Here is a 26,413-nt window from a genome sequence, read left to right on the forward strand (position 1 = left end):
TTCTGGTCAGGTTCCGGCGCCACCTCGACAGGTCAAGGCCATTTCCTCGCGACCGCATCAGGTAGGCTGCTAGCCCGCATTTCTCACACCTGTTGCGGAAGATCGCGCAGGGCTTTGCGACTAGCGCAAGGCGCGACGACGAGGAATGGTGATTCCATTGCGAGGAGGAGCAACGCAGCGATAGTCGCAAAGAACCAGCGAGGTCCGCAAAGCGGGCAGATGCAGCCAAACACTCTGTGACTGGTGCGTGCCTCGGAATCCCCTTTTTTCACCACAAGATTGAGGGCATCTGCTCGCGCAGGTGTGAGAAATGCGGGCTAGCATGGGCAATGACCGATCCAATGCCCCCCAAATCAGAAGCAGTCCGCCTGTCCCGGCGCGTGATCGAGCTGTTCCAGTGCTCCCGCAGCATGGCCGAGATGTATATCGAAGGCGGCTGGGTACAGGTCGACGGCGTCGTCGTCGAGGAACCCCAGTTCAAGGTTGGCCCACAGACCATCACCCTGGATCCTGATGCCCAGGTGGCCCCGCTGCGACCGGTCACGCTGATCGCCCACAAGCCGGCCGGTGTCAGTGCCGATGCGCTCATCGACGCCCGCACGCCCTGGGTTAGGACTGGCAATCGGTCGGCACTGGACCAGAGTGCGCAGAAACTCCTGAAGCGTCATACCCGGCACCTGCAGCTGGCGCTGCCGCTGGACGCACAGGCCAGCGGCCTGCTGGTGCTCACCCAGGACACCGGCGTGCTGCGCAAACTTACGCAGACGCAACCCGGCCCCGAACAGGAATACGTGGTCGATCTGAACGCCGAACCCGCGCCGGCAGCGCTGGAACGCTTGCGTCAACCGGCAGGCTCCGGGCCTTACCGACGCTCGGCGATCAAGGTCAGCCTGCAGAGCGAAGCGCGACTGCGCATGGTCGGCAAGGCGCTGAGCGCCGCCAGCATCCGCGAGCACTGCCTGGAAGCCGGCCTGCAGGCCAGCGCGATCAAGCGCATCCGCGTCGGCAGCATTTCCATGGCCAAGCTGGCCAGCGGTGAATGGCGTTACCTGAGCGAATCCGAGCGCTTTTAGGGTCCCCCGCACCTGGACTCGGCAACCTGACCCCTGTCGATTCCTGCTACCGTTTTCAATCGGGTGCAACAGCCAATTCTGTCGTCGGATGAGCATTACCGACGGCTTGAGCCACCTATCATCGAATCGACGCAGACCAGGGAGACTCCATCATGACCCCTAAACTCTGGCTGGCATTGGGACTGACCTGGGCGCTGCCGCTCTGGGCGGTCACCGAAGTCGACATGCCCGGCAATGACATCAGTCGCGCCAGATCCACGGCCGTGGGAGAGACCGTCCAGTTTCAAAGCATGCCGATCGCCTCCGATCAGACAGCTGCGGTGCGCATGAAGCGCATCGACGTCTACGCCAGCGACGCCCGGATTCTGGTGCCGGATGGGGATGGCTTCCGCGAGGTGCCACGCAGCGACTGGCTGCATTTCGTGGCTGATCGCAGTGATCCCGCGGCGCCGCGACTTGGTCTGTCCTTGAGCCCGGATGGGCGTCAGGCCGAGGGGCTGCTGCTGGCCAACGACGGCCTCAGCTACGCCATCGACGGCGTGGTTTTCGGCGATGGGCTGAGACTCAGCCTGAGTGATGCCAGTCGCGATCGCCGCGGCGCCCCGACCGATTTCGTCTGCAGCAATGACCGCGGTGGCTGGAAGTCTCTGGTCCTGCCCGACACCAAGTCGCTGCAGCTGGACCCGGCGCTGATCAAGCTGACGGAGAGTGCATCGCGCTCGGCGGTGGTGGCCGTCGACACCGACAACGAATTCATGCTGCAGAAGTTCAGCGACAACACCACCAACGCCACCAACTATCTGGCGGCCTTGTTCGTGGCCATGAACGTGCTTTACGAGCGCGATCTGGACCTGACCCTGACGCAGGGCACGACCCTCCTGCGCACCTCCGGCACACCGGATCCCTTCGCCGACCCGGGTACCAACGGTCTGGACCAGCTCGACGAGTTCGGCGAAGTCTGGGCGGCCACCCAGAACGCCACGCCGCGCGCGTTTGCGATGCTGCTGTCGGGCAAGAGCCCCAACGCCTTTTCGGCCAGCGGCATTGCCTGGGTGCTGGGCAACGGCAACTACTGCAACCAGAAGAACAACACCTTCCCCAGCGGGGCCTGCAGCGACGGTCAGTGCACCAGCGGCCACTACAGCGCCTCGCAGGTGTTCAAGTTCAATGGCTCCACGGCCGCCAATGACGTACTGGTGATTGCCCATGAGCTGGGCCACAACTTCGGTGCCAATCACACCCACTGCTCGGATGCCAGCACCGGCGCCGGGCCGCAGAGCAGCAACACCATCGACCAGTGCTTCAATGGAGAGAGTGGCAGCGGCTGTTTCGGCGGCACCCAGGTCTGCCCAGCCGCTACCACGGTCAATGGCGTTACCAATGTCAAAGGCACGCTGATGAGCTACTGCCATCTGAATGGCATCAGTGGCTGCACTTCCAGCCAGGTCTTTGCCACCGCCCATCGAACGCTGCTGACGCCGCGCGTCACCAACAACGTCAACCTGGGCTGCTTCAGCTCGACCGCCGCCGTCAATCAGGCGCCGACCTTGAATGCCATCTCCAATCCGGCGGCCATCCTTGAGGATGCGGCTCAGCAGACCGTCAACTTGAGCGGCATCGGCGATGGCGATGGCGGCACCCAGGGGATCACGGTCACGGCCAGTTCCAACAATACCGGTTTGATTCCCAACCCGGCGGTCAACTACACCAGCCCCAACAGCAGCGGTTCGATCAGCTACACCCCCGTTGCCAATCAATCCGGCAGCGCCCAGATCACGGTGACCGTCACCGACAATGGCGGCACCGCCGGCGGCGGCGTCAACAGCTTCTCGCGCAATTTCACGGTCAATGTCACGGCCGTTAACGACCCCCCAACGCTCAACGCCATCAGCAATCCGCCGGCGATCGCCACCGGCGCGGGCTTGCAGACGATCAATCTCAGTGGCATCAGTGCCGGCCCGGGCGAAACCCAGACGCTCACGGTCACGGCGTCGTCCAACAACACCAGCCTGATTCCCAACCCGGCGGTCAACTACACCAGCCCCAACAGCAGCGGCTCGATCAGCTACACCCCGGTCGCCGGGCAACAGGGCAGCGCCACCATCACCGTCACCGTGACCGACAATGGCGGCACCGCCAACGGCGGCCAGAACAGCGTGTCCCGGCAGTTCGTGCAGACTGTGAACGGCAATGCCCTGTTCAGCAATGGCTTTGAGTAGCCAAAGCCTGACCGGGCGACCGATTCGCGGCTGAAGTCGCTCCCACCGTAGGAGCGACCTCGTGTCGCGATCGCCTTCCCGTCCGCCGTCGCGAATGCCGGGACTTTCCATGAACCCATATCGCAAGTTGTTGATGCGTCATTACGAGCCACCTGTATCGGCCTGAAACTGCCCATGGGCCATGAACCACAGGCTTGCCTGTAGGAGCGACCTTGCGTCGCGACCGGCAGACCGGCCCACGGTCTATGCTGGGAGCCTCACCATCCACTGGATGCAGTTCTCGACGATGCTGATCCCGCGATTCAAACGATATCTGCTGACTGGCGTGCTCACGGTGCTGCCGATTGGCCTGACGGTGTTGCTGTTCACCTGGATCTGGTCGCAACTGGCGGCGCTGGGGGCGCCCATCGTTGGCGCTCTGGTCCGGCTGCTGGATCCCTGGGCGCCGCAGGCGTCGGCATTGCTGCGTGACTCTGTGTTCACCGGCGCCATGGGCGTGGGACTGGTCGTGGCTGCGGTCTATTGCATCGGCTGGATCGCCTCCAACATGCTTGGTCGACGTCTGCTCAACTGGGTGGATGCGGTGATGGAACGGCTGCCGGTGGTGGCTCAGGTGCACGGCGCCATCCGCAAGACACTGGCCGCGCTGCAAACACAGCCCACCTCCGGGCAGCGCGTGGTGCTGATCCCCTTCCCTTCGGCCGACATGCTCACCGTCGGGCTGGTGACCCGGGTGTTCCGCGACAGCAACTCGGGCCGCGAAGTGGCGGCCGTCTACGTGCCGACCACGCCCAATCCGACCTCGGGCTATCTGGAGATCGTGCCGCTGGAACTGGTGCAGGACACCGGTTGGAGCGTCGATCAGGCCATGACCTTCATCATTTCCGGCGGCACGGTGGGTCCGGATGAATTGCCCTTCGATCGCGTCCCCCTTCCAGATACCGAGTCCAAAGCGAATGCGGACCAGGAGACCAGCAAGCCATGAATCTACCGCTCGCAGACAAGTACGCTCTGATCACCGGATCGAGCAAGGGTGTGGGTCTGGCCGCCGCCCGATTGTTTGCAGCGCAAGGCGCACGAGTGGTCATGCATGCCAACACCGCCGTGGACACGGCTCGTTCGGAAGCTGCGGCGATCGGGGCCCAGGTGCTGGGAGTGGTCGCCGCCGACCTGTCGCAGCCGGGTGCCGGCACACGGTTGTTCGAACAGGCTGACGCCCTGGCCGGTGGGCGCCTCGGCATCGTCGTCAACAACGCCGGCATCTATCTGGCCAACGAACTCGCCGCCGACGAGGCGCAATGGCAGCATGCCTGGGCCAGCGTACTGCAGGTCAACCTGCTCGCGCTGGCCGATGTGTCGCGGGCCGCCGTTCGGGCCTTTGTCGGCCGCGGCGGCGGCAGCTTGATCAATATCGCCAGCCGCGCCGGCTATCGCGGCGACGATGGTGATCACACGGCCTATGCCGCGTCCAAGGGCGCGGTATTGGCGCTGACCAAGACCCTGGCTCGCGCCTACGGCAAGGATGGCGTGCTGGCCTACGCGCTGGCGCCAGGCTGGATCGATACCCGGATGGCCCCGCAGAACGCCGCCGGCCTGGCGGCGGCCAAGAGCGAGATTCCGATCGGTCGCATGGCCTCCCCCGAGGAAGTGGCGGCCATGTGCGCCTTCCTCGCCAGCGGCGCCTGCGCCAGCGCCACGGGGGCCTGCATCGACATCAACGGCGCCAGTTACGTGCGCTAGCGTGTACCATCGCCGGACTTTTGGCCCGGATCCTGACCATGCATCGATTCATGACCATGATTTTCCTGCTGCTCGCCACTGCCACGGCGTCTGCACAGGAAGCCACCAGCATCGACCAGCGCATCGAAGCGGCGGTGGCGCCCATTTCGCAGGCGATTTCGAATTTCATCTTCTACGCCGTCACCGTCAATGGCGCTGAACTGCCCTTGATTCTGGTCTGGCTCATCGCCGCCGGCGTGGTCATGACGCTGTATTTCAAGTTCGTCAACGTGCGCGGCTTTGCTCACGGTTTCCGACTGATCCGGGGTGACTACGCCGAGAAGACCGGCCCGGGTGAAGTCAGTCATTTTCAGGCGCTGACATCGGCCGTATCGGGCACCGTGGGCCTGGGCAACATCGCCGGCGTGGCCGTTGCCATCACCATGGGTGGTCCAGGCGCTACCTTCTGGATGATTCTGGCCGGCGTGCTCGGCATGTCCACCAAGTTTGCCGAATGCACCCTGGGTGTGATGTACCGGCTGGAAAAGCCCGATGGCACGGTGTCTGGCGGGCCGATGTACTACCTCAGCCGCGGCATTGGCGAGAACTATCCGCGTCTGCGCAAGTTTGGCTGGTTCCTGGCCATCGTCTTTGCCCTTTGCGCCATGGCTGGCGCCATCGGTGCGGGATCGATGTTCCAGGCCAATCAGGCCTACTCGCAGTTCCTCAACATCACTGGCGGCGCCGAGGGCCCGCTGGCTGGTCGAGGCTGGCTGTTCGGACTGGTCATCGCAACGCTGGCAGGCGTGGTCGTCATCGGTGGCATCACCCGCATCGGTGCGGTCACCGCCAAGCTGGTGCCGGGCATGGCCGCCATCTACATCGTGGCCTGTCTGTTTGTCATTGGCAGCCACGTCAGTCATCTGCCGGAAGCCATCGGCTTGATCATCACCAGTGCCTTCAATCCCGAGGCGGTGTCCGGTGGCTTGATCGGCGCCCTGATCGTCGGCTTCCGCCGCGCTGCCTTCTCCAACGAGGCGGGTCTGGGTTCGGCCTCGATTGCGCATTCGGCAGTGAAGACCCGGGAGCCCGTCACCGAAGGCTACGTCGCTCTGTGGGAGCCCTTTGTCGATACCGTGGTGATCTGCACCATGACCGCGCTGGTGATCGTCATCAGCAAGGAATACGTGGGTGGCGGCGCCGATGGCGTGCAGCTGACCTCCAACGCCTTCGCGGGCGCGATCTCCTGGTTCCCGTACCTGCTGGCCTTCGTGGTGTTCCTGTTCGCCTTCTCCACCATGATCACCTGGGCCTACTACGGCGCCAAGGCGGCCAGCTTTCTGGCACGCGAGTCCAAAGCGGTGCTGTACGGTTTCAAGTTCTTCTATCTGGCGATGGCCGTGGTCGGATGCACCATGAACCTGAAGAGCATTGTCGACATTGCCGACGCGCTGCTGTTCATCATGGCCATCCCCAATCTGATCGGCGTCTATCTGTTGCTGCCGGTGTTGCGCAAGGCGGTCGACAGCTACGATCGACGGATCGCCAGCGGCGAGATCCAGTCGAGTCGTAGCTGAGTCCGCCTTCAGCTCAGCTTGCTCGCGCCCGCGAGCAGGCTGAGGACGGGGCGGGCTAGATCTCCCCGAACAGCCGTTGCAGATTGCCGGCTTCGGCGCTGTTCGGGCACCGTGCGTACAGGCGCCCGGCGATGCGCCGGAAGGCCTCGGCATTACCGGCCTCCTGCCAAGCCAGCGCCAGACGCATGGCCAGGCGGCGACTGCCCTCCTCGGGCTGGGCAGCGCCCAGCAGCGCCAGGCAGATGGGCTCGGCCGCGGGGAGTCTGCCGGCTTCAACCCAGCGATTGGCCAGCGTGAGCAGGTCGACGCTGGCGAGGCGCAGTTTGCGGCCGCTTTGCTGCAGGTAGTCGTTGAAAGTGGCAATCTCCTGGTCCACGCCAACGGCCGGTTTCAGCCTCTCGATCAGCAATCGCCGGGCGGCATCGTGAAAGGCGGGATCATCGACACGATCTCGCCAGGCGCGCCAGCGCAGCTGCCAGGCCTCGCGTTCGTCCGGGTGTTGCCTTACCAGGCGAGCTGTCAACTCGCGCGCCGCGGCGAATTCGAGCTTGCCCAGCGCCGATCGCGTGGCCGCATACAGATCTGGCCGCTCCGCCTCGACCTCGCTCTCGTCCATCACTTCGCGGCGCTCCCAACCGAGCTTGCGGATGGCAAAGCTCGCCAGTGCGCCGGTCATGATGCCACCGGCATGGGCGTCGAAGGCTATGCCCGCGTCCGGACTGGCCAGCATTTGCCACAGTTCCCAGCCCAACCAGAAAGGCAATAGCCACAACGCCGGCACGCGCACATAGTCGAAGATGATGAAGAACCAGTAGAACACCCGGATCTTGCGCAGTCCCCAGACTACGCAGCAGGCGCCCATCAGTCCGGCAATGGCGCCGGAGGCGCCGAGCGCGCTGCCAACCTCACCCAGATGCCGCACCAGACTGAACAGACCTCCGCCGACGCCGGCCAGCAGGTAGACCGACAGGAACAGCCACGGCCCCAAGGCCAGTTCCGTCATCAGGCCGAGCAAGCCCAGAAACAGCATGTTGCCGAACAGATGCCCGGCGTCGCCGTGCAGGAACATTGAAGAAAGCAGCCCGCCCAGACTGGGCTGGTGGTAATGCAGCGAATGCCTGGGCGTGACGGCTCCCTCCAGCAAGGCCTCCAGTCTCTCGCGATCGCGGTGCCAGCGTTCCAATCCAGCCTGATCATGGTTGTCTACCGGCGGCTGACGCATCAACTCGGCACTGATGCCGGTGTCATGAGCTTGCAGTTGCACCGCGGCCATTGCCTGCTGCGCTGCCGGCATTCGCTGCAGCTGCGGCACCAGGTTTTCGCGGCCGTTGTCCTGCAGATACTGCAGCAGCCTGGGCCATTCCACACTCAGCAACTGCGAGCGCTGGTAGAACTCGGCTGCGCGCTCGAAGGCCGGACCATCGCGCGATTGGATACCGAAATAGACCAGCACGTTGACCGCGATCAGCAGCGCCGTCACCCAGGGGAAACGGTCCAGACTGAGTCGCTGATGCAGGGGAATGATCAGCATGACGGGTGTCGCTCAGGCAAGCCCGCCATGTCTACCAGCGCCAGATCAACGCGGCCTGGGCGCCGGACAGGTCCAGTCGCAGGCGACCGCTGAGGTCTTCCCGGTCGGTGTCGGCATCCAGGCGGGTGCCCGAATAGCGCCCGGCCAGCACCCAGTTCGGGGTCAGCGCGAATTCCAGGCCGGCTTCCAGATCGTAAACCGTGCCGTCGATGTCGTTCAGGCTGGCCTTGAACACCGCCGCGCGCAGCACCAGCCGCAGGCGCTCGCTCAGCGCTTCGCGGTACTCGGCGCCGAGCACCAGCACCGGCAGTTCCTCGCTGACCTCGGCACTCACCGGTATTGGCTGGGCGCCACCTGGCAGGTTGTCAGCGGCCAGATCCAGGCGCATCCGATACTGCAAGGCTCCCGCGCTCAGCCCGAAGGCACGCTGATCGCTGGCCAACAGCCAGCCGGTATAGCTGAAGGACAGCAGATCCAGATCGATGGTGCCGGACACCCTGGAGTTGACCGCAAACACCTCGCCATCAAAAACGATATCGCGGCGGATGATCTGATCGGCACTGCGCCCGAAACGCTGCGCGCGCAGGCCAAAGCCATGTCGCTCCCAGGGTTGCCAGCGCAGCGCGAACAATCGGCTACGATCGCGCCCGGCCAGATCCAGATCACGATCGAGATCGATCTCGGTGCCGAGCGCACCGGCACTGCCATCCACAGCCACACTGCCGCCGAGGTCGCTGGCGCCGACACCGATCTCGATCGAGCCCTGATCGATCACGCCGAACTCGCTGGCGCTGGCTACAGCAGCGAAGCCTGCCCAACTGCAGACCAGCGCCGCCAGACTCACACAAAGGTGCTGGCACGGGCTCATGCGGCTCTGCGTCGCAACGGGACCTGCACGGACTCCATCTCAGCGCTGATCGATCGGCAGCCAGGCCTGGTCATCCGGCCCGTTGTAGTGCGCGCTCGGGCGAATGATCTTGCCGTCCTGGCGCTGTTCCATGATGTGCGCAGTCCAGCCGCTGGTGCGCGAGATCACGAACAGCGGGGTGAACATGGCTGTGGGCACACCCATCATGTGATAACTGGAGGCGCTGTACCAATCCAGGTTGGGGAACATCTTCTTCAGCTCCCACATCAGCGATTCGATGCGCTCGGACACCGAGTACAGGCGCATGTTGCCGCCATCCTCGCAGAGCGAACGACTGATCTCCTTGATGATCACATTGCGCGGATCCGACACCGTGTACACCGGATGGCCGAAACCGATGATGATTTCCTTGCGCTCCACCCGAGCGCGGATGTCGGCCTCGGCCTCGTCGGCATTGCGGTAGCGGGCAATGATCTCCATGGCCACTTCATTGGCACCGCCGTGCTTTGGACCGCGCAGCGCGCCGATCGCACCGGTTACCGCCGAGTACATGTCCGAACCGGTGCCGGCAATGACACGGGCGGCGAAGGTACTGGCGTTGAATTCGTGTTCGGCGTAGAGAATCAGCGACTGGTCCAGCGCGCGCGCATGCAACTCGCTGGGCCGGCGGCTGTGCAGCAGGTGCAGGAAGTGCGAAGCGATGCCGTCGTCATCGGTTTCGACATCGATACGCGCACCGGAATGGCTGAAGTGATACCAGTACAACAGCATCGAGCCGAAGCTGGCCATCAGCCGATCGGCGATATCGCGGGCTTCGGCCAGCGGATGCGAGTCCTTTTCCGGCAGGATGGCACCGAGCACCGAAGCGCCGGTGCGCATCACATCCATCGGGTGGGTGGACGGCGGCAGCATCTCCAGCGCGTCCTGGACAATCGCCGGCAAGCCGCGCAGGCGCTTGAGCTTGGTCTTGTAGGCTTTCAGTTCGGCCGCATTGGGCAGGTGTCCATGAACCAGCAGATGCGCCACTTCCTCGAAGCAGGCGTGCCGGGCCAGATCATGGATGTCATACCCGCGGTAGCTGAGATCGTTGCCGGTCCTGCCGACGGTACACAGGGCAGTATTGCCGGCGGCCACGCCCGACAGGGCTACGGACTTCTTGGCCTTGGGCAGGACCTGGGCTGCAGACTCGCTCATCGGATCGCCTCTTTGTTTCAGGAACCGGCCATTCTACGGCGGGCTGAGCTCGTTCGCTCCCCGTTCGAACAAGATTCGGCGCCGAGCTGCTGGCCGCAGATCGGGGCCGACTTGCGCGTGCCCGGGCCCAGGCCTGTATCGTTTGCGGAATTCCGAAAACTCGAAGACCAGATACCCTGAAAGCGCCATGAGTTCCTCGCAGATCCTCATATTCGCGCTGGTCCTGGCGGCGGGCGTGCTGTTCATGTGGGGCCGCTGGCGCCATGACATGGTCGCAATCGCCGTGCTCCTGGCTGCCGTGATGCTGGGTCTGGTCGCGCCGGCCGTGGCCTTCAGTGGATTCGGCCATCCGGCAGTGATTTCCGTCGCCTGCGTGCTGATCCTCAGCAAGGGCCTGCAGGACTCGGGCGCCGTGAACCTGATTGCGCGTTATCTGCTGCCGGGCAAGGATGCCGGATACCTCAGCAGCGTGGCCGCCTTGACGCTGCTGGGCGCCGCCCTGTCGGCGTTCATGAACAACGTGGGCGCTCTGGCCCTGCTCATGCCAGTGGCCCTGCAGATGGCTGAACGCCAGCAGCGTTCGGCTGGACAGTTGCTGATGCCGCTGGCCTTTGGTTCCATCCTTGGCGGCATGGTCACGCTGGTGGGCACGCCGCCCAATCTGATCGTGTCCGGATTCCGCGCCGAACTCGGTGGCAGCGGCTTTGCGATGTTCGACTTCACGCCGGTTGGCCTGGCGGTGGCGGCGGCGGGTCTGGTGCTGGTGATCTTCACTGCCCGCTACCTGGTGCCTTCCCGCGAGCGTGCAGGCGCTGACAGCTTCGAAATCGGCACCTATCTCACCGAAACCCGGGTGCTGCCCAACAGCAAGCTGGTGGGCAAGCAACTGCGTGAGATTGAGGCAGCGCTGGAGCCAGCGGATGGTCAGATCGTCGGACTGATCCGCAATCAGGTGCGCCTGACGGCCCCCAACATGCGGCGCACAGTGCTGGCCGGCGACATCCTGATCATCGAAGCCGACATGGCAGCGCTGACCCGGGTGCTGGGAGAACTGGGGCTGGTGCTGGAGGAAGCCCATGTCAAGTCCGGCAAGAGCGACAGCGCGTCGGCGGAAGGCCAAGAGGCGGAGGATCCGGTCGACGCAAAGGCCGAGGACACCGTCGAAGTCAAACCGACTGCGGAAAGCCGCTCATCGGAAGCGCCTCAGCTGGCCGAACTGGTGCTGTTGCCGCACTCCAGTTATGCGCGGCGCTCGGCTACCGATCTCAGTCTGCGCACTCGATTTGGCATCAATCTGCTGGCGATCTCGCGCCAGGGCCGCAGATCGACGGCGCGTCTGCGGACAATGACCTTCAAGCCCGGCGATGTCCTGCTGGTCCAGGGCTCAGCCGAAGCCATCGCCGATTTCGCCACCGCCAGCGATAGCGCGCCCCTGGCCACGCGCAGCATCAATCTGCCTGATCGCCGCCGCGCCTGGACAGCCGCGCTGATCCTCGCAGCCTCGATCGGCGCCGCGGCCAGCGGTCTGTTGGCCGCGCATATCGCCTTTGCCGCCGGCGCACTGGCATCGATGTTTCTGTCCACCGTACCGGCCAGGGCGGTCTACGAGGCCGTGGACTGGCCGGTGATCGTCATGCTGGCAGCATTGATCCCGGTCGCCGGTGCTCTGCAAACCACCGGTGCGGCCGACATGCTGGCGCACACGCTGCTCGACCGCGTGGCTCAGGGCCACCCTGCGCTCGCGCTGACTCTGATCCTCGTGGTCACGATGACGCTCTCGGACTTCATGAACAATGCCGCCACGGCGGCCATCATGTGCCCCATCGCCATCGGTGTGGCTGCGCAACTCGGGGTCAGCACCGATCCGTTTCTGATGGCGGTCGCAGTTGGCGCTTCATGCGCCTTTCTGACGCCAATCGGACACCAGAACAACACCCTGATCCTGGGCCCGGGTGGTTTTCATTTCGGAGACTACTGGCGCCTGGGTCTGCCCCTGGAGCTGGTCATCGTGCTGGTCAGTGTGCCCACGCTGCTGTGGGTGTGGCCGCTGAGCCCCGTGTAGGCCTCGCCGGGCGCCTCGCGTATCGAGCATTCCGCCCGATCGATCCACGCGGACGCGAGGAGCCGGCCTACAGCGGACGTAGCTCGGCTCCGGCGCGCGCAGCGCTACTTGACGACCTTGGGCGGCAGCAGGCGCGCCCTCAACATGGCATCGGCGTAGGCGTAGGCTGCCATCGCCATGCCGTCAGGGGTCAGCGGCAGTACGCCCGGGACCTTGGGTGCCGGAATCATCCCGGACAGCGCGTGGCAGGCGGCCAGATCCCGCAGGGTGATGGCCTCAGGCTGCGCAGCCGGGGCGGATGCCGTGGACGGGTCGGTACTGGTCATCGGGCGCTACCTGTTGGCTGAAAACCCCACGTTACACCCTTTGCCCTGCGTCCAGTCGATCGCGACCGAATGTTTACTGCGGTATCGCGCTGGCCGCAGGCTCAGTTGTTCCCATCGGGCGGGCGTCGGAGGGCAGACAGTCGAGGAAGCGTCTTGCGGCCGCCACCGTGACTCGGGGGTCCTCTTCCTGGGGCACGTGGCCCAGCTGCGGAAACACGCGCAGCTCGCTGCCCTGGATGTCGCGGTGGAAGCGCTCGCCGTTCTCGGGCGGAATCAAGCGGTCCTGTCCGCCCCAGATGATCAGCGTGGGCAGCTTGAGCTCGGCGATGCGGTCGGCGCCCTCGTCGTACCGAGTCTGTCTGAATCGCTGAATCAGAGCATCGCGATTGCCAGCTCGCAAGTTCAGCTCGAAGTAGCGGTCGATGAGGTCCGGGCTGACCCGATCAGGGTTCCCGTAGGTGTTGCGTACGCTGGCTGCCACCAGAGAGCGCGGCAGCAGATAACGGGCGATGGGCGCCGTCCAGTCGGAGCGGGCCAGTCTGAAGCCCAGGGGAATCGACTTGGGCTGGAATGCGTAGCCGGCCGAATCGATCAGGATCAGTCCGTCGACCCGTTCGGGGTGCTCCAATGCCATGGTCAGGGCAATCTGTCCGCCCAGCGAGTTGCCAACCAGCACCAACTGCGAAACGGGCACCTGATCGAGAAAACGACGCAGGTGCTCGACATAGGCCTGCAGACTGTAGTCGCCCTCGGGGCTGGGTCCGGTGAGACCAAACCCGGGCAAGTCCAGGCGAATCACCCGATGCGCCGGGGCCAATGTGGCAACCCACCCATCCCAGGTATGCAGACTGGCCGAGGTGCCGTGAATCAGGACCATGGGCCGGGGGTCGTCGCGCCGCCCTTCATCACGCCAATGCACCTGCATGCCGTCCACGCTCATCCACAGCGACGGCGGCGGCGCCCAGCGCGCCTTGAGGTCATCCACCGGACGATCCGGCTGCCAGGCATAGATCAAAATGCCCGACAGAAGCAGCAGCACCGCAAAGGGGATCGCCAGCCAAAGGCGCAAGCGAGAGCGACGCGTCATGTGTTGCCTCCGATGAAACCGACAGGTTGCAGAGTATTGGTCACTAGGACATGAGGGCACGAGGGCGGGAGGGCACGAGGGCGGGAGGGCACGAGGGCACGAGGGCAAGAGAAGGCAGGTGGCTTGCCAGATTGAGGCTCGTCGTGCCCGATCAATGCCCCGCCGTCACGTAGGCCCTGCGGGTCAACGAAACCTGCCGGGCGCAGTTCTCCAAACCAGCAGCCAGCTACAACTGCGCCGCAACGTCGGTCCCCATGCCCCCTGCCCCTTGCCCCGGCTTTACTGATCCAAACCGAAAAACGCCAGGATCCTCGCCCCGATGGCTTCCTGCTGCGATTCCTTCGAAGCCGCCGCATTCGCCGACTTGCGCGCGACATCCAGTTCGCTCTGGCGCGAGGTGATGACCTTGGAAATCTCGTGGGCAATCTCCGGGCGAGCCAGCAGCACCTTCTGGAAACCACTCTTGCCCAGTCGCAGCGCTTCCACATCGGTACGGGCCGTGATCGTGGCCCGCCGAGGTTCGCCGGTCATCATTCCCATTTCACCGACCACGCTGCCAGCCTCCAGTGTGGCGAGATGGGTGCGCTTGCCGCCCTGCTCGATCCAGACATCGACCTCGCCGGAGACCAGCAGATACAGCCAGTGCGCCACCCGCCCCTGACGGGTGATGGTGCTGCCCTTGACGAAGGGCGCCAGCACCAGATTCTCGGCCAGCGACTGCAGCTCCTCGGGACTGAATCCGCTGAACAGGTCGACCTCGGCCAACAGCGCCTGGCGCCGGGCCAGCTCGCCCGCTTGCAGGGCGGCACGACGACGTTCGTTTTCCTTGATCACCAGCCGCTCTTCCTGGACCACGGCCAGGTGCACGTTCTGACGGGCAAGTGCCGCCAGCGCATTGCGGCGGACATCGGAATCCGTGGGATCGTCAGGCCGCGGATCACCCAGCCAGTAGCGCAGTGCGTAACGCGCATAGCCACCACTGGTGTCCATCAGCACCGCGCTAGGCGGTGGTTCCAGCAGCACATTGGGCGCTTCACAATCGCGCACCGAGTCTTCCAGCAGTTGCAGCACCTCGCTGGGATTGGCCTCGAGGTCAATGTTGAACCACAGCCATCGGCGCCAGCGCACGCGGCTGTCGGAGCGCGAACCGATGACAGTGAACCGGTTTTTCACCAACCAGCCGTTGGGAATGATCACGGTCTCACGATTGCGGGTCTCGATGGCGGTATGACGCCAGCGCACATCGACGACCTGACCGCTGATGTCATCGATCTTGACCCAGTCGCCGACCCTCAGTGAGGCATCCAGCTGCAGCACCACGCCGCCCAGGACATTGCCCAGCGTGTCCTGCATGGAAAAGGCCAGCACCGCGGTGATCACCGCGGAGGTCGCCAGCAGACTGCCGAGATTCACGCCCGCACCATGCAACCAGTACAGCACCCAGGCCGCAGCCAGCGCCGTGACCACCAGATCCTCGACGATCCGAGGCATCTCCATGCGCACCGCCGGCATCACCAGGCGGAAAGCCAGCACCGAGCCCAGTCGGATGATGACGGCGCCGACGCCGACCGCGGCCAGCGATACCGCAAGAGTGCCGGCCCGAGGCGATTCCCAGCGGCTCAAGTTCAGCCCCGCGACCAGCAGCAGGCCAAAAATCACACTCATCACCAGCATGTTGCGTATGCCTGCGCGATCCTTGGGCTTGAGCGCCAGCAAGAGCAGTCCCAAGGCCAAAGCAATGGCCAGACCGATACCCGTCTGCGTACCCAAGGCGTTCACGTCCATCCATGGCTCCCTGGCTGTGTATTCGTGTCAGTGTAGCGCCTGGAGCGGCACGACGGCGGCGATCATTCGACCGGCGAAACCGGCAACCGGCGCTACCTGAAGTCCGACAGGCTGCTAGCATTCGCGCCTCCATTTCTTTGCATGGGCGCCGCCAAGACGCCCGGCGTGACTAACCAGGAAGGACCAGGTTATGGGCAGAGGCCCGAGTATCGAAGGACGCAAGAACGCCGAAGACGCCAAGCGCGCCAAGGTCTTCACCAAGCTGATTCGCGAAATCACAGTGGCCGCGCGCGGCGGCGGCGATCCCGCCACCAATCCCCGCTTGCGCATCGCCGTCGACAAGGCGCTGTCGGCGAACATGACCAAGGACACGGTCGAGCGCGCGGTCAAACGCGGCTCTGGCGCCGAGGGCGCCGACAACATGCAGGAAATCCGCTACGAGGGCTACGGTCCCGGCGGCGTGGCCCTGATCATCGACACCATGACCGATAATCTGGTTCGCACCGTGGCTGATGTCCGCCATGCGCTCAGCAAGCACGGCGGCAATCTCGGCACCAGCGGTTCGGTCGCCTTCCAGTTCAAGCACCTCGGGGAGATTCGCGTCAGTACGCCGGATGCAGCCGCCGAAGAGCGTTTGATGGAACTGGCACTGGAGGCCGGTGCCGACGACGTGCAGAGCGCTGACGGCGAGAGTCTGGTGTTGTGTGACTACGCCAGTTTCGAAGCGGTCAAGAAGGCGCTGACCGACGCCAGCCTCCCGGTACTCAGTGCCGACGTGGTGATGCGCCCGGACAACCGCGTCGCCGTCGCCGACGAGGACGCACGCGAAACCCTGCTCGATCTCATCGACTGGCTGGAAGGCCTGGACGATGTGCAGGAGGTCTATCACAACGCGGCGCTGTAGTCCTCACCGCAATTTCGTCTACGAATTCTCGGGGACAGGTCGGTGACAGCTGTTGATCCTGCAGGTCCAGACTTGTCTGGACCTGCAGCAGCCGCTGGTGTCTCGATCAGGCTGGGTTCGAGCGCCACAGCTGTGCTTCCTCGCGACCTCATGACTCCGCGGGCTAGACTCTGATCCTCATTCCAGCCCGAGGGCGCCCATGCTCCAGTCGTCGCGTGTCCTGCTGTTGCTGTTGCTGATCTGGACGGCGCCGTCGGCCCAGTCCAGCGACGCTGCTGCCGATCCTCTGCAGGGCAGCACGCTTGAAGCCGGCTTTGTCGACGTCTACCGCGATACCGAAGGTGGCCGGGTTCTGATCGGCGTGCACGAACTCGATCAGCCCTTTCTGCTGGTGACCTCCCTGCCCGGCGGCCTCGGATCCAACGATGTCGGCCTGGATCGCGGCCAGGGTGGCAAGCAGTACATTGCCCGATTCCGCAAGGTGGGTCCGCGCGTGCTGTTGCTGGCCGACAATGCCCGCCATGTGGCGCGCTCGGACAACGCCGATGAACGCACCGCGGCCACCGACGCTTTCGCGCCGGCGGTGTTGTGGGCTGGCACGATCGTGAAGGACAGTGGCGGCAGCAGATCGCGCCGACGCGGAGCGAACGCGGGCAGCAGCGGCGCCGTGATTGTCGACATCAGCGGCTTTCTCGCCAGTGATCGGCACGGCATTGCAGCCGCCTTGAAGGCCGTCGATCAGGGTGACTATCAGCTGGATCCCGAGCGCAGCCTGGCGCTGCCCGAGGCGGCGCGCAGTTTTCCGGACAATGCCGAGTTCGAGGCGCTGCTGACTTTCCAGGGTCCGGGTGAGGCCGAGTTCGTCAAGCAGGTAGCCGCCGATCCGCAGTCCATCAGCTTGCGCCAGCACATCAGTTTCGTCCGTTTGCCGCCCCCCGGATTTCAGCCCCGGCCCTATCACCCGGGGTCAGGTGCATTCAGCACTGGCCAGATCGACTTCGCGCAGCCGTTGGCCAGTTCGATCGACGTTCGCTGGCAGCCGCGATTTCGCATCGAGCGAGACGCCTCCGGCCGGGTGCTCAAGCCCATCGTCTTCCATCTTGATCGCGGCACGCCGGAGCCGGTGCGCTCGGCGCTGCTGGAAGGCGCCAGCTGGTGGTCCAGTGCGTTCGAGCAAGCTGGTCTCACAGGCGCCTTTCGGGTCGAGCTGCTGCCGGAAGGTGCCGATCCCATGGACATCCGCTACAACATCATCACCTGGACCCACCGCGCCACCCGAGGTTGGTCCTACGGCTATGCGCTGAGCGATCCGCGCACGGGCGAGATCATCAAGGGCATGGTCAATCTGGGTTCGCTGCGCGTGCGTCAGGACCTGCTGATTGCTGAATCCCTGCTGGCGCCCTATGACCAGCCCGATACCGAGGGCCGCGCCGTGGCTGCCCAGGAGATGGCCCTGGCGCGCCTGCGGCAGCTGGCGGCGCACGAGGTCGGACACGCACTGGGTTTTGGCCACAACTTTGCGGCCAGCCGCCACGGCAATGGATCCGTCATGGACTATCCGCATCCGCAGATCACGCTCGGGGCCGACGGCCGGGTCGATTTCGCGCAGGCCTACGGCGTGGGCATCGGCCCCTGGGATGTGTTCCTGGTGCGCCACGGCTATGGAGTCTATCCCGACGAGTCGGCAGCGCTGGCCAGGCTGCGAGCCGACATCCGCGCCGCCGGCTACGAATATGTCGGCGACGCCGATGCCCGTGCGCCGGGCGACGCCCATCCCGCCGGCGCCCTGTGGGATCTACGGGGTACGGACACCCTGGCCGGTTTCGACCAACTGCTGAAGGTGCGCGACCATGCCTTGCGGAATTTCAGCATCGGGGTATTGCCTCCCGATCGCCAGAGCGGCGAACTGGAAGCACGCCTGGTGCCGGTCTACTTGTTGCATCGCTACCAGACCGAGGCCGTGGCACGCTTGTTGGGTGGCGCGAGTTACGCATCGGGATGGGCCGGCGATGGTCAGGCTGGAACCACTCGGGTCAGCGCAGCCGCGCAAATGGCCGCGCGCGAGCGCCTGTTGGCCACATTGCGACCGGAATTCCTCGCGTTACCGCCCACGCTGCTGGACCTGTTGACGCCCCCGGCACTGGAGTACACACGCGATCGCGAATACTTCAGCACGCGTGCCACCCCGCTGTTCGACCCACTGGCCGCCGCCGACGCTGCCGCCATGCTCACGATTCAGTTCTTGCTGGCGCCGCCGCGGCTGCAGCGACTGGCCCTGCAACATGCGCGCGACAGCGGCTACCCGGGCGTCGGCGATACCATTGACGCGCTCCTCGCCGTCACCTGGCGCACGGCCCTCGCCGATGATCCGCGACTGGCGCAGATTCAGCGCAGCACCCGCTGGCTGGTGCTGGACGCGCTGCTGGCACTGCTGGACGCAGGCGAACTGCATCCCCTGGTCGATACTGAGCTACGATCGCAGTTGCAGGACTTCGCGAGTTGGGCCGAGGCACCGGCGCGATCGGGGTCCACGAACCCGGATCTGGGCATCGCCGCCGATCGGGTGCGACGCTATCTCGCAGACCCTGCCGCGGTGAAACTCCGACCCTTGCCCCTCGTGCCACCCGGCGCGCCGATCTGATTCCGGAGGCCAGAGCATGCTTGCGCATTTCCAGGAGCTGTTGGCACCGTTGGGACACATTCGCACGCGGGCGATGTTTGGCGGCCACGGCGTCTATTGCGACGAGGTCTTCATGGCCATCATTGTCGGCGATCAGCTCTATCTCAAGGTCGATGCCCTGACCCAGCCGCGTTTCGAGCAGGCTGGAAGTCAGCCCTTCATCTACCAGAGCAAGGGCAAGAGCGCCGCCATGAGCTATTGGTCGGTGCCAGAAGACGCGCTGGAATCGCCGCAATTCATGCAACCCTGGGCCGAACTGGCGCTGCAGGCTGCGCAGCGCAAGCAAGGCAAGATCGGACCGCCGCGCAGCACACTCCGCGCCCGACCGCGCTGAAGCCACCCTCCCCCACTCCTGAACAACGCAATCCGCATTCATGGCCAACCCACTCCAAGACCAGCTGCTCAAGGCCGGTCTGATCAAGAAACAGAAACTCGACGCCGCCGTGCGCCAACAGAACCGGCAGAAGGACGGCAAGGCCCCACCGCCACCGCCCTCCGAGCAAGTCAATGCCCAGAAACTGCTGGCCGAACGCGCCGAACGCGATCGCGCCCTGGCGGCCGAGCGCAACGCCCAGGCCCGCGCCCGGGAGCTGCAGGCGCAGATCCGCCAGATCATCGAAACCCACCGACTGAAACGCGAGGGCGAGTTGGCCTACCGCTTCGAACACGAGGGCAAGATCAAATCGCTGCTGATCGACGACAGCTCAGCGCAAGCAACTGGCCAAGGGCAGCCTGGTGATCGTGGCTTTCGATCAGGGCTATGAGCTGTTGCCGCGCAGCGCCGGCGCCATGATCACCGAGCGCGGCGGCACCCTGGCCGTGGATCATGCGAACACGCCGACGACGACCGATTCAGCCGCAGACGACGACTACTACAGCCAGTTCGTGGTGCCTGATGACCTGATGTGGTGAGCGCAGGGCACGGGTCACGGGTACGGGTCACGGGGCACGGGTCACGGGTCACGGGTCACGGGGAGGTTACGGGGTTCGGGTTCTTGCAGGTCCAGACTTGTCTGGACGCTCTTGGCGACTTGCTGAAAAAGCGTCCCGACAAGTCTGGACCTACAAGAGCCAGCGTCACAACGTACCTCTCCATGAACCCATATCGTAAGTTATTGATGCGTCATTGCGAGGAGCGCAGCGACGAAGCCATCCAGGGTAGCGCCGCACAGCCCTGGGTTGCTTCGCTATGCTCTCCATGAACCCATATCGTAAATTGTTGATTTGCTGTTGTAGGTCACGTTGCTCGCGCAGCGAGCTACGTGACGCAAATGGATGTCACCTAGTCCGCTGACGCGGACAACATGACCTACGACGGAGGGTTCATGGCCCGTGGGCAGTTTCAGGCCGACACAGGTGGCTCGCAATGACGCAGCCAGGACCTGCCCCTGCTTCCTGCACCAACAGGGGCGCCACAAAGCCCGCTCGCCTACAGCCCCCACACCACCGGCTTGTCGGCTTCCAGCGCGCGCTTCAGCATCTCGACCAGCGGATACGCACGTTGCGACAGGCCGACCTGATTGGCGTTCACATCCTGGTCGTCGTCGCCATCATTCTTGCTTTCCGATTCCTCGTCTTCGCGGCGATGGCGGTCGCGCTCACCGGCCGCCGTCAGCGCCGCAATGGCTGCCGGCATTTCCGCAGGCGTGATGACCCCGCGCTCGCCCAGCTCCTTGCCGATGGCCTGGAGCAACATCTCGGCGTGCGGCTGCAACATCTGCACATCACCGGTGGCGCTGCAACTGAACTTGATCATGCCGGTTCTCCTGCTGCTCAAACCTCGAAGTATGGCGCAATCAGCTCCGACCATGCCCGCAGTTGCCAACTTCCCGGCGCAAATTCATGGCAAGTACCTGCGCCTCGTTCACATCCAGGTAGCGAATCTCGCAGCGTTCACCCGGACCGGCGCTGCGCAGATCGAGCAGCAGCCTGGCGGTGCCGTGGCGGCGATCTGCGGGAGAGCGCCTGAGCTCGATCGACTCGATCCGGTCTACCGGCACGATCCATTCCTCGCGGTCGAGAATGCCCGATCGAAAGGCGAGAAATCGGCCATCGAAGGCATGGGCGGAATAGCGCTGGTAGCTGCGCGCGGTGAGCCAAGCCACCATCCCCACGACTGGCATCAGCAACAAGGACCAGGCACCGAACTTCAGGGCCACCGGTATCAGCAGGAACAACCACAGCAGTTCCAGCCGGAACACCCGTAATCGACAGCTCGGATGCAGTGGCTGCCAGCTCAGACCGGCGCGCTCGCAGCCGGGAAACACCGCCTTCACCAGGTCGTTCACCCGGTCCAGCGCCAACACGGGCGCCACCCAGATCAAGGCACTGTGCTCGCTCTGCGATTCGCGCTGCCCGGCAACCCCGACCCTGATGGCAACGCGGTTCATCAGTCGATGCCCGAGACCATCGGCAATCAACAACTTGCTGACACGATCGCGGGTGGCGCTGGCATGCACGCGCGTCAGCGCCCCGTAGTCGCTGCGCAGCTTGTCGCCTTCCAGACTGAGACGAAAATCCCAGTAGATCAGCAGCCACCAGCTCACCGACAGCCCTCGCATCAGCACAAATCCGATGCCGACGATGAAGATCGCAAGCGCAGCCCAGAACAGCAGACCATGATCCAGACCGACTTGCTGCGCCAACGCCCTCGGCCACCCCGTGATCCAGTCCCAGAAGGGCAGCACGTCATCCAGCTGCGAGGCCAAGGCAAAGGCGGCGGCGATCGCCAGAAAACCGCGATTGGAGATCAGACCGGCGCGCAACAGTTCGCCCGCATCCAGCTTCAGCAAGGGTTGCGAGTGCTCACGCTTGCCCGCGACCTCGAGCCGGGCATCTGTCCTGAGGCCACCGCGGCGCTCACCCAGCGCCGTCTGCAAGGCCAGTGCATCGCGCCGTGACAGCACCCGCAGGGCCGCTTCGGCCTCTTCGCCGCCGCCCGATTCGATCGACACCTCGGCCACGCCCAGCAGGCGATGCCCCAGCCCGCGGGTGACGGTCAGGTTCTCGATCCGTGTCCAGGGTATGCGCCGTACCGTCTTCTCCAGCCAGCCGTTGCGCAGCACCAGCTGGGTGTCGGTAATCCAGTAGCGGAAGATCCAGACCTTGGCGACGCTGGAGATCACCACGAAAACTGCCGCAATGACCATGCCTGCCACGGCGTAGTGACCAAAGCGGTCGCTGAAACTGCCGAGCAGCAGCGGAAAGGCCCAGCCCGCCACGCCGCGCAGCTCGGCAAACAGCTCGAACAGCAGCGACCACGCGTGCAGTCGCTTTCCGGGCCCGTCGGGCAAGCCTTCGGCCAGCGCCTGCTGGTGCGGAGCGTCGCCGACGTTCATGCGGGACCCTGATCCGCTCCAGCGAGACTCGGCTGATTTCCTGCGCTCAGCAGCGTGTCACGCAGTTGCATGGCACGCTCTGCGGCCAACCCGGACACCTGCACATGCGGCACATGCGCACCGGCGGTGTAGAAGCTCAGTTGCGCCAGCCCGTAGCGCCGGGCTATGGGGCCCACCACCACATCCACATGCTGGATCTTGTCGCGAGGCACAAAGATCTCCGACTGCCACCAGACCCCGTGACGCAGGAAAAAGCCGTCCTCGTTCAAGGCATAGCGCAGATGTTGGTAATGCCGATGCACCACGCGCGAGGTCATCCATACCAGCAAGACGGCCAAGGCCACGGCGGCCACGAGCGCCAAGGGAAGGGACCAGGCCGACAGCAGCACGGCCAATCCGATGGGCAGAGGGAGTGCCCCCAAACGCGCCTGCCAGATCCACAGCCTCGGCGCGCGCTCGTCCACAGCCTGAAATTCGATAGCGTTCATGCGGCCACTCTTCCTCAGTCCTCACCCAGCGTGCAGTCCCAGAAGTCACTTCGTGCCTTTGGAAACCACTGCCGCCTGCGGCAGCTCATACTGGCTCAGGCCACGCCCGTGGCCGCTGAGGAGATTCGATATGGGCAGCACCGCCGGACTGTTGTGGGGAGTGCTGTTCAGCTCCATCGGCCTCGGCTACTTCCTCTACGGCAAGAAGCAACGCGCGATTTCACCGATGGTCTTCGGCGTTGCCCTGATGATGTACCCGTACTTCCTGGCAAACACCTGGATGCTCGTCATCGTCGGCACCTTGCTCACGGCCGGCCCCTACTTCATCCGCCTCTGAAGTTCGCGCCCGCCAACGTACTTCCAGGCCATCAGCCCGACATCGCCCATGGGCCCTGAACCTTGCGGCAGACTCGAAGCGGCTTCAAGGAGGGAAGCGCGCCTGCGCGGCCGCTCTTGATCGTCCGGCACACGCAGCGCGGCGCCCTCCTCAGCACCCGCCCGCATGGCCGACACGCGTGCCACGTCGCTCGAACTCAAGATTTCCGCAATAGCCTAGACTCGCGCCTCTGGGTTAGTTTCTGCTTCAGGCGGCAGTGGCGACTACACCTGCAAGGCCAGCCACACCAAAGGACATCGTGACATGCTGCTGATGATCGATAACTACGACAGCTTCACCTACAACCTCGTGCAGTACCTGTCCGAGCTGGGTGAGGATGTCCGGGTGTTTCGCAACGATGCGCTGACGCTGGCGGACATTGCCGCGCTGGCGCCGCACCGGATCGTGATTTCGCCGGGGCCGTGCACGCCCAATGAGGCCGGTGTGTCGTTGGACGTGATCCGCGAATTCGGTGGGCGGATTCCGATTCTGGGGGTTTGTCTGGGTCACCAGAGCATCGGCCAGGCCTTCGGCGGCGAGGTGGTCCGGGCCCGGCGGGTCATGCACGGCAAGACCTCGATGATCCGCCATGGTGGTGCCGGCGTTTTCGCCGGGCTTCCCGATCCTTTCGAGGCCACCCGCTACCATTCGCTGATCGTTCGTCGCGAATCGCTGCCCAATACGCTGGAAATGACTGCCTGGACCGAGAACGAAGACGGTTCGGTCGACGAGATCATGGGGCTGCGTCACCGCGAACTCGCCATCGAGGGCGTGCAGTTCCATCCGGAATCGATCTTGACGCGCGTCGGCAAGCAGCTGTTGGGCAATTTCATCCTGCAGTCGCAGCGCAAGGCCGCCTGATCGGCCCGCTTCGTCAAACACCCCTTTACCCCGGCACCGTCGAGAACCTAGATTCCACGGGTCCGTGCGCGCAGATCTGCCCCAAGCTGGCGCCCTGCGCTGCCCCCATTGTCTGGAGCCCCCATGTTGAATGAAGTGTTGAACAAACTGGTCAGCGGTCAGGACCTCAGCAGCGCTGAAGCCGAAAGCGCGATGCGTTCGATCATGTCGGGCGAAGCCACGTCGGCACAGATCTCGGCTTTCCTGGTGGCGCTGCGCATGAAGGGCGAAACCACCGACGAAATCGCTGCAGCCACGCGCGTCATGCGTTCACTGATGACGCCGGTGGAACTGCCGACCGAGCATCTGACCGATCTGGTGGGCACCGGCGGCGACCACGCCAGTACCTTCAATGTCTCCACTGCAGCCAGCTTCGTCGCCGCCGTGGGCGGTGCTCGCATGGCCAAGCACGGCAATCGCTCGGTGTCGAGCAAATCCGGCAGCGCCGATCTGCTGGAAGCGGCGGGTGCGCGACTGGATCTGGGGCCAGACGCGGTACGCCGCTGCGTGGACGAACTCGGCTTCGGCTTCATGTTTGCGCCCATGCACCATGGCGCCATGAAATATGCGGCGCCGGTGCGCCGCGAGCTGGGCCTGCGCACGCTGTTCAATCTGCTGGGACCGCTGACCAATCCGGCGCACGCGCCGCATCAGGTACTGGGCGTGTTCGATCGCCGCTGGCTGGAATCGCTGGCCCGGGTGCTGGGCGACCTGGGCAGCAAGCACGTGCTGGCGGTCCATGCCCTGGATGGCCTCGATGAGCTGTCGATCGCCGCGCCGAGTCAGATTGCGGAGCTGAAGGACGGCAAGGTTCGGGTCTATTCCATCGCCCCGGAGGATTTCGGCATCGCCCGTGCCTCGATTGATTCGATGCGCGTGGATTCACCGTCGGAGAGTCTGGCGATCATCGAGCGCGTGCTCGGCGGCGAAAGCGGCGCTGCCGCGGATTTTGTCGCCCTGAATGCCGGCGCTGCGCTGTATGCCGCTGACCGTGCTGATACCCTGGCGGACGGCGTGGCCGCTGCGCAGCAGATCCTGAAAACCGGCGCCGCGCTGGAGCGCATGCGCCAGTACGCCGAGCTGACCCAGACCCTATGAGCGATATCCTCGAGCGCATCCTGGCCCGCAAGCGCGAGGAAGTCGCGGCCCGCCGTGCCGCCTGGCCGCTGGAGAAATTGCGCAGCCACACGGCCGAGGTGCCCACCACCCGCGGCTTTGAAGCCAGCCTGCGCGCGCGCATCCGTCACGGGCAACCGGCGGTGATTGCCGAGGTCAAGAAAGCCAGTCCCAGCAAGGGCGTGATCCGCCCCAACTTCGATCCCACGGCCATCGCCCAGAGCTACGCGTCGGCTGGCGCCGCCTGTCTGTCGGTGCTGACCGACGAGGACTTCTTCCAGGGCCATGACCGCTACCTGACCCAGGCCCGGCGCGCCTGCGTACTGCCGATCCTGCGCAAGGATTTCACCATCGATGAATATCAGATCTACGAGTCGCGCGAACTCGGTGCCGATTGCATCCTGCTGATCGTGGCCGCCCTGCCCGACTCACGTCTGTCCGAGTTTACCGATCTGGCGCTGGAACTCGGAATCGATGTGCTGATGGAGGTGCACGATGGTGAGGAACTGGAGCGCGCGCTGACCACGCGCGCCAGCCTGATCGGCATCAACAACCGCAATCTGCGCACCTTCGAAACCAGCCTGGACACCACGCTGGCGCTGAAGCCGCGCGTGCCGGCCGATCGCCTGCTGGTGACCGAAAGCGGCATCGCCACCCGCGCCGACGTCGAGCGCATGCGCTCGAATGATGTGCACGCCTTCCTGGTCGGCGAGACCTTCATGCGCGCCCCGGATCCCGGTGCCGAGTTGGAGCAGCTGTTCTTCTAGCCTTGCCGAAGCCCGGAGGGTCACCGCCATTGTGAGGACGCTGTGGGAGCGGCTTCAGCCGCGAACCGGGATGCTTCAGACAGTGGCAGGATCGATCGCGGACTGAGTCCGCTCCCACAGGTTCACGGGCCGTAGCTGAGGTAAAAACCGTCGCCAGTTCTCTGCCCTCTTGACGCCCTTCTTCGCGTTCTCTCTGCTTTTCCTTTGCGTACTCAGAGTGCAGCTTCTGGCTACAACCTGCCTCAAAACCGGACAGGCGCATCGCTGGTCGCGCCGCAAGGGCGCTCCTACACGGGACGGGCGCATCGCTGGTCGCGCCGCAAGGGCGCTCCTACACCGGACAGGCGCATCGCTGGTCGCGCCGCAAGGGCGCTCCTACACGGGAACAGGCGCATCGCCGGTC

22 protein-coding genes and 1 pseudogene are annotated in these 26,413 nt (G+C 64.6%); 14 read left to right on the forward strand and 9 right to left on the reverse strand.

What is annotated here, in order from left to right:
- Positions 1-341: 341 nt before the first annotated feature.
- The 5 genes from H7A19_13385 to H7A19_13405 all read left to right on the forward strand — a co-directional run bounded on the left by H7A19_13385 (position 342) and on the right by H7A19_13405 (position 6,588).
- Positions 342-1,073, forward strand: coding sequence for an RNA-binding protein (locus tag H7A19_13385; protein ID MCP5475822.1), 732 nt, complete (start codon positions 342-344; stop codon positions 1,071-1,073).
- A 152-nt stretch (positions 1,074-1,225) separates the two neighbouring features.
- On the forward strand, positions 1,226-3,292 hold the full coding sequence (locus H7A19_13390) for a hypothetical protein (GenBank protein MCP5475823.1): 2,067 nt from the start codon (positions 1,226-1,228) through the stop codon (positions 3,290-3,292).
- Positions 3,293-3,578: 286 nt separating this feature from the next.
- A complete protein-coding gene (locus H7A19_13395; GenBank protein ID MCP5475824.1) occupies positions 3,579-4,277 on the forward strand; it encodes a DUF502 domain-containing protein in 699 nt (232 codons plus the stop codon).
- Positions 4,274-5,032 (forward strand): SDR family oxidoreductase, encoded by a 759-nt coding sequence (locus H7A19_13400; protein ID MCP5475825.1) that lies wholly within the window; start codon positions 4,274-4,276, stop codon positions 5,030-5,032. Before H7A19_13395 ends, H7A19_13400 begins: the two co-directional genes overlap by 4 nt.
- Before the next feature lie 38 nt (positions 5,033-5,070).
- Complete coding sequence (locus tag H7A19_13405; GenBank protein MCP5475826.1) at positions 5,071-6,588, forward strand: alanine:cation symporter family protein; 1,518 nt, start codon at positions 5,071-5,073, stop codon at positions 6,586-6,588.
- A 55-nt stretch (positions 6,589-6,643) separates the two neighbouring features.
- Here the strand turns inward: H7A19_13405 and H7A19_13410 are convergent, their stop codons facing one another.
- Genes H7A19_13410 through prpC form a run of 3 tightly spaced genes read right to left on the reverse strand, consistent with a single transcriptional unit; the run spans position 6,644 to position 10,181 of the window.
- A complete protein-coding gene (locus H7A19_13410; protein MCP5475827.1) occupies positions 6,644-8,119 on the reverse strand; it encodes a rhomboid family intramembrane serine protease in 1,476 nt (491 codons plus the stop codon).
- Positions 8,120-8,150: 31 nt separating this feature from the next.
- Positions 8,151-8,987 (reverse strand): hypothetical protein, encoded by an 837-nt coding sequence (locus H7A19_13415; GenBank protein MCP5475828.1) that lies wholly within the window; start codon positions 8,985-8,987, stop codon positions 8,151-8,153.
- Positions 8,988-9,026: 39 nt separating this feature from the next.
- Positions 9,027-10,181, reverse strand: coding sequence for a 2-methylcitrate synthase (prpC, locus tag H7A19_13420; GenBank protein ID MCP5475829.1), 1,155 nt, complete (start codon positions 10,179-10,181; stop codon positions 9,027-9,029).
- A gap of 187 nt (positions 10,182-10,368) precedes the next feature.
- On the opposite strand from prpC, the gene H7A19_13425 reads away from it, so the two are divergent.
- Complete coding sequence (locus tag H7A19_13425) at positions 10,369-12,243, forward strand: SLC13 family permease (GenBank protein MCP5475830.1); 1,875 nt, start codon at positions 10,369-10,371, stop codon at positions 12,241-12,243.
- A 104-nt stretch (positions 12,244-12,347) separates the two neighbouring features.
- On the opposite strand, the gene H7A19_13430 is transcribed toward H7A19_13425, so the two are convergent.
- The 3 genes from H7A19_13430 to H7A19_13440 all read right to left on the reverse strand — a co-directional run bounded on the left by H7A19_13430 (position 12,348) and on the right by H7A19_13440 (position 15,441).
- A complete protein-coding gene (locus H7A19_13430; protein MCP5475831.1) occupies positions 12,348-12,569 on the reverse strand; it encodes a hypothetical protein in 222 nt (73 codons plus the stop codon).
- A gap of 73 nt (positions 12,570-12,642) precedes the next feature.
- On the reverse strand, positions 12,643-13,656 hold the full coding sequence (locus H7A19_13435; protein ID MCP5475832.1) for an alpha/beta hydrolase: 1,014 nt from the start codon (positions 13,654-13,656) through the stop codon (positions 12,643-12,645).
- Between the two features lie 279 nt (positions 13,657-13,935).
- Positions 13,936-15,441 (reverse strand): mechanosensitive ion channel, encoded by a 1,506-nt coding sequence (locus H7A19_13440; GenBank protein ID MCP5475833.1) that lies wholly within the window; start codon positions 15,439-15,441, stop codon positions 13,936-13,938.
- Between the two features lie 190 nt (positions 15,442-15,631).
- On the opposite strand from H7A19_13440, the gene H7A19_13445 reads away from it, so the two are divergent.
- The 4 genes and pseudogenes from H7A19_13445 (at position 15,632) to H7A19_13460 (ending at position 19,937) form a co-directional block, all read left to right on the forward strand.
- The gene (locus tag H7A19_13445) at positions 15,632-16,345 is read left to right on the forward strand and encodes a YebC/PmpR family DNA-binding transcriptional regulator (GenBank protein MCP5475834.1); all 714 of its coding nucleotides are present in this window, start codon (positions 15,632-15,634) and stop codon (positions 16,343-16,345) included.
- A gap of 199 nt (positions 16,346-16,544) precedes the next feature.
- Entirely contained in the window at positions 16,545-18,986 is a 2,442-nt protein-coding gene (locus H7A19_13450) for a zinc-dependent metalloprotease (GenBank protein ID MCP5475835.1), read from the forward strand.
- A 16-nt stretch (positions 18,987-19,002) separates the two neighbouring features.
- Positions 19,003-19,359, forward strand: coding sequence for a TfoX/Sxy family protein (locus H7A19_13455; GenBank protein MCP5475836.1), 357 nt, complete (start codon positions 19,003-19,005; stop codon positions 19,357-19,359).
- A 40-nt stretch (positions 19,360-19,399) separates the two neighbouring features.
- Positions 19,400-19,937, forward strand: a pseudogene (locus H7A19_13460) (DUF2058 domain-containing protein).
- A gap of 517 nt (positions 19,938-20,454) precedes the next feature.
- On the opposite strand, the gene H7A19_13465 reads toward H7A19_13460, so the two are convergent.
- From H7A19_13465 to H7A19_13475, 3 genes are read right to left on the reverse strand one after another with little or no spacing between them, the layout of a single operon-like run.
- A complete protein-coding gene (locus H7A19_13465; protein MCP5475837.1) occupies positions 20,455-20,781 on the reverse strand; it encodes a DUF1840 domain-containing protein in 327 nt (108 codons plus the stop codon).
- A gap of 40 nt (positions 20,782-20,821) precedes the next feature.
- A complete protein-coding gene (locus H7A19_13470) occupies positions 20,822-22,363 on the reverse strand; it encodes a PH domain-containing protein (protein ID MCP5475838.1) in 1,542 nt (513 codons plus the stop codon).
- Complete coding sequence (locus tag H7A19_13475; GenBank protein MCP5475839.1) at positions 22,360-22,851, reverse strand: PH domain-containing protein; 492 nt, start codon at positions 22,849-22,851, stop codon at positions 22,360-22,362. Before H7A19_13475 ends, H7A19_13470 begins: the two co-directional genes overlap by 4 nt.
- A gap of 130 nt (positions 22,852-22,981) precedes the next feature.
- Between H7A19_13475 and H7A19_13480 the strand changes: the two genes are divergently transcribed.
- From H7A19_13480 to trpC, 4 genes are all read left to right on the forward strand, one after another.
- Complete coding sequence (locus H7A19_13480; protein ID MCP5475840.1) at positions 22,982-23,188, forward strand: hypothetical protein; 207 nt, start codon at positions 22,982-22,984, stop codon at positions 23,186-23,188.
- Between the two features lie 303 nt (positions 23,189-23,491).
- Positions 23,492-24,088 carry an aminodeoxychorismate/anthranilate synthase component II gene (locus tag H7A19_13485; protein MCP5475841.1) on the forward strand — a complete coding sequence of 199 codons (597 nt, stop codon included), beginning with the start codon at positions 23,492-23,494 and terminating at the stop codon, positions 24,086-24,088.
- Positions 24,089-24,211: 123 nt separating this feature from the next.
- Complete coding sequence (gene trpD, locus H7A19_13490) at positions 24,212-25,225, forward strand: anthranilate phosphoribosyltransferase (protein MCP5475842.1); 1,014 nt, start codon at positions 24,212-24,214, stop codon at positions 25,223-25,225.
- On the forward strand, positions 25,222-26,010 hold the full coding sequence (gene trpC / locus H7A19_13495) for an indole-3-glycerol phosphate synthase TrpC (GenBank protein ID MCP5475843.1): 789 nt from the start codon (positions 25,222-25,224) through the stop codon (positions 26,008-26,010). Before trpD ends, trpC begins: the two co-directional genes overlap by 4 nt.
- Positions 26,011-26,413: the final 403 nt, after the last annotated feature.

It is taken from the genome of Rhodanobacteraceae bacterium, from assembly GCA_024234055.1.
In the GTDB taxonomy this organism is placed as follows: Bacteria; Pseudomonadota; Gammaproteobacteria; order Xanthomonadales; family SZUA-5; genus JADKFD01.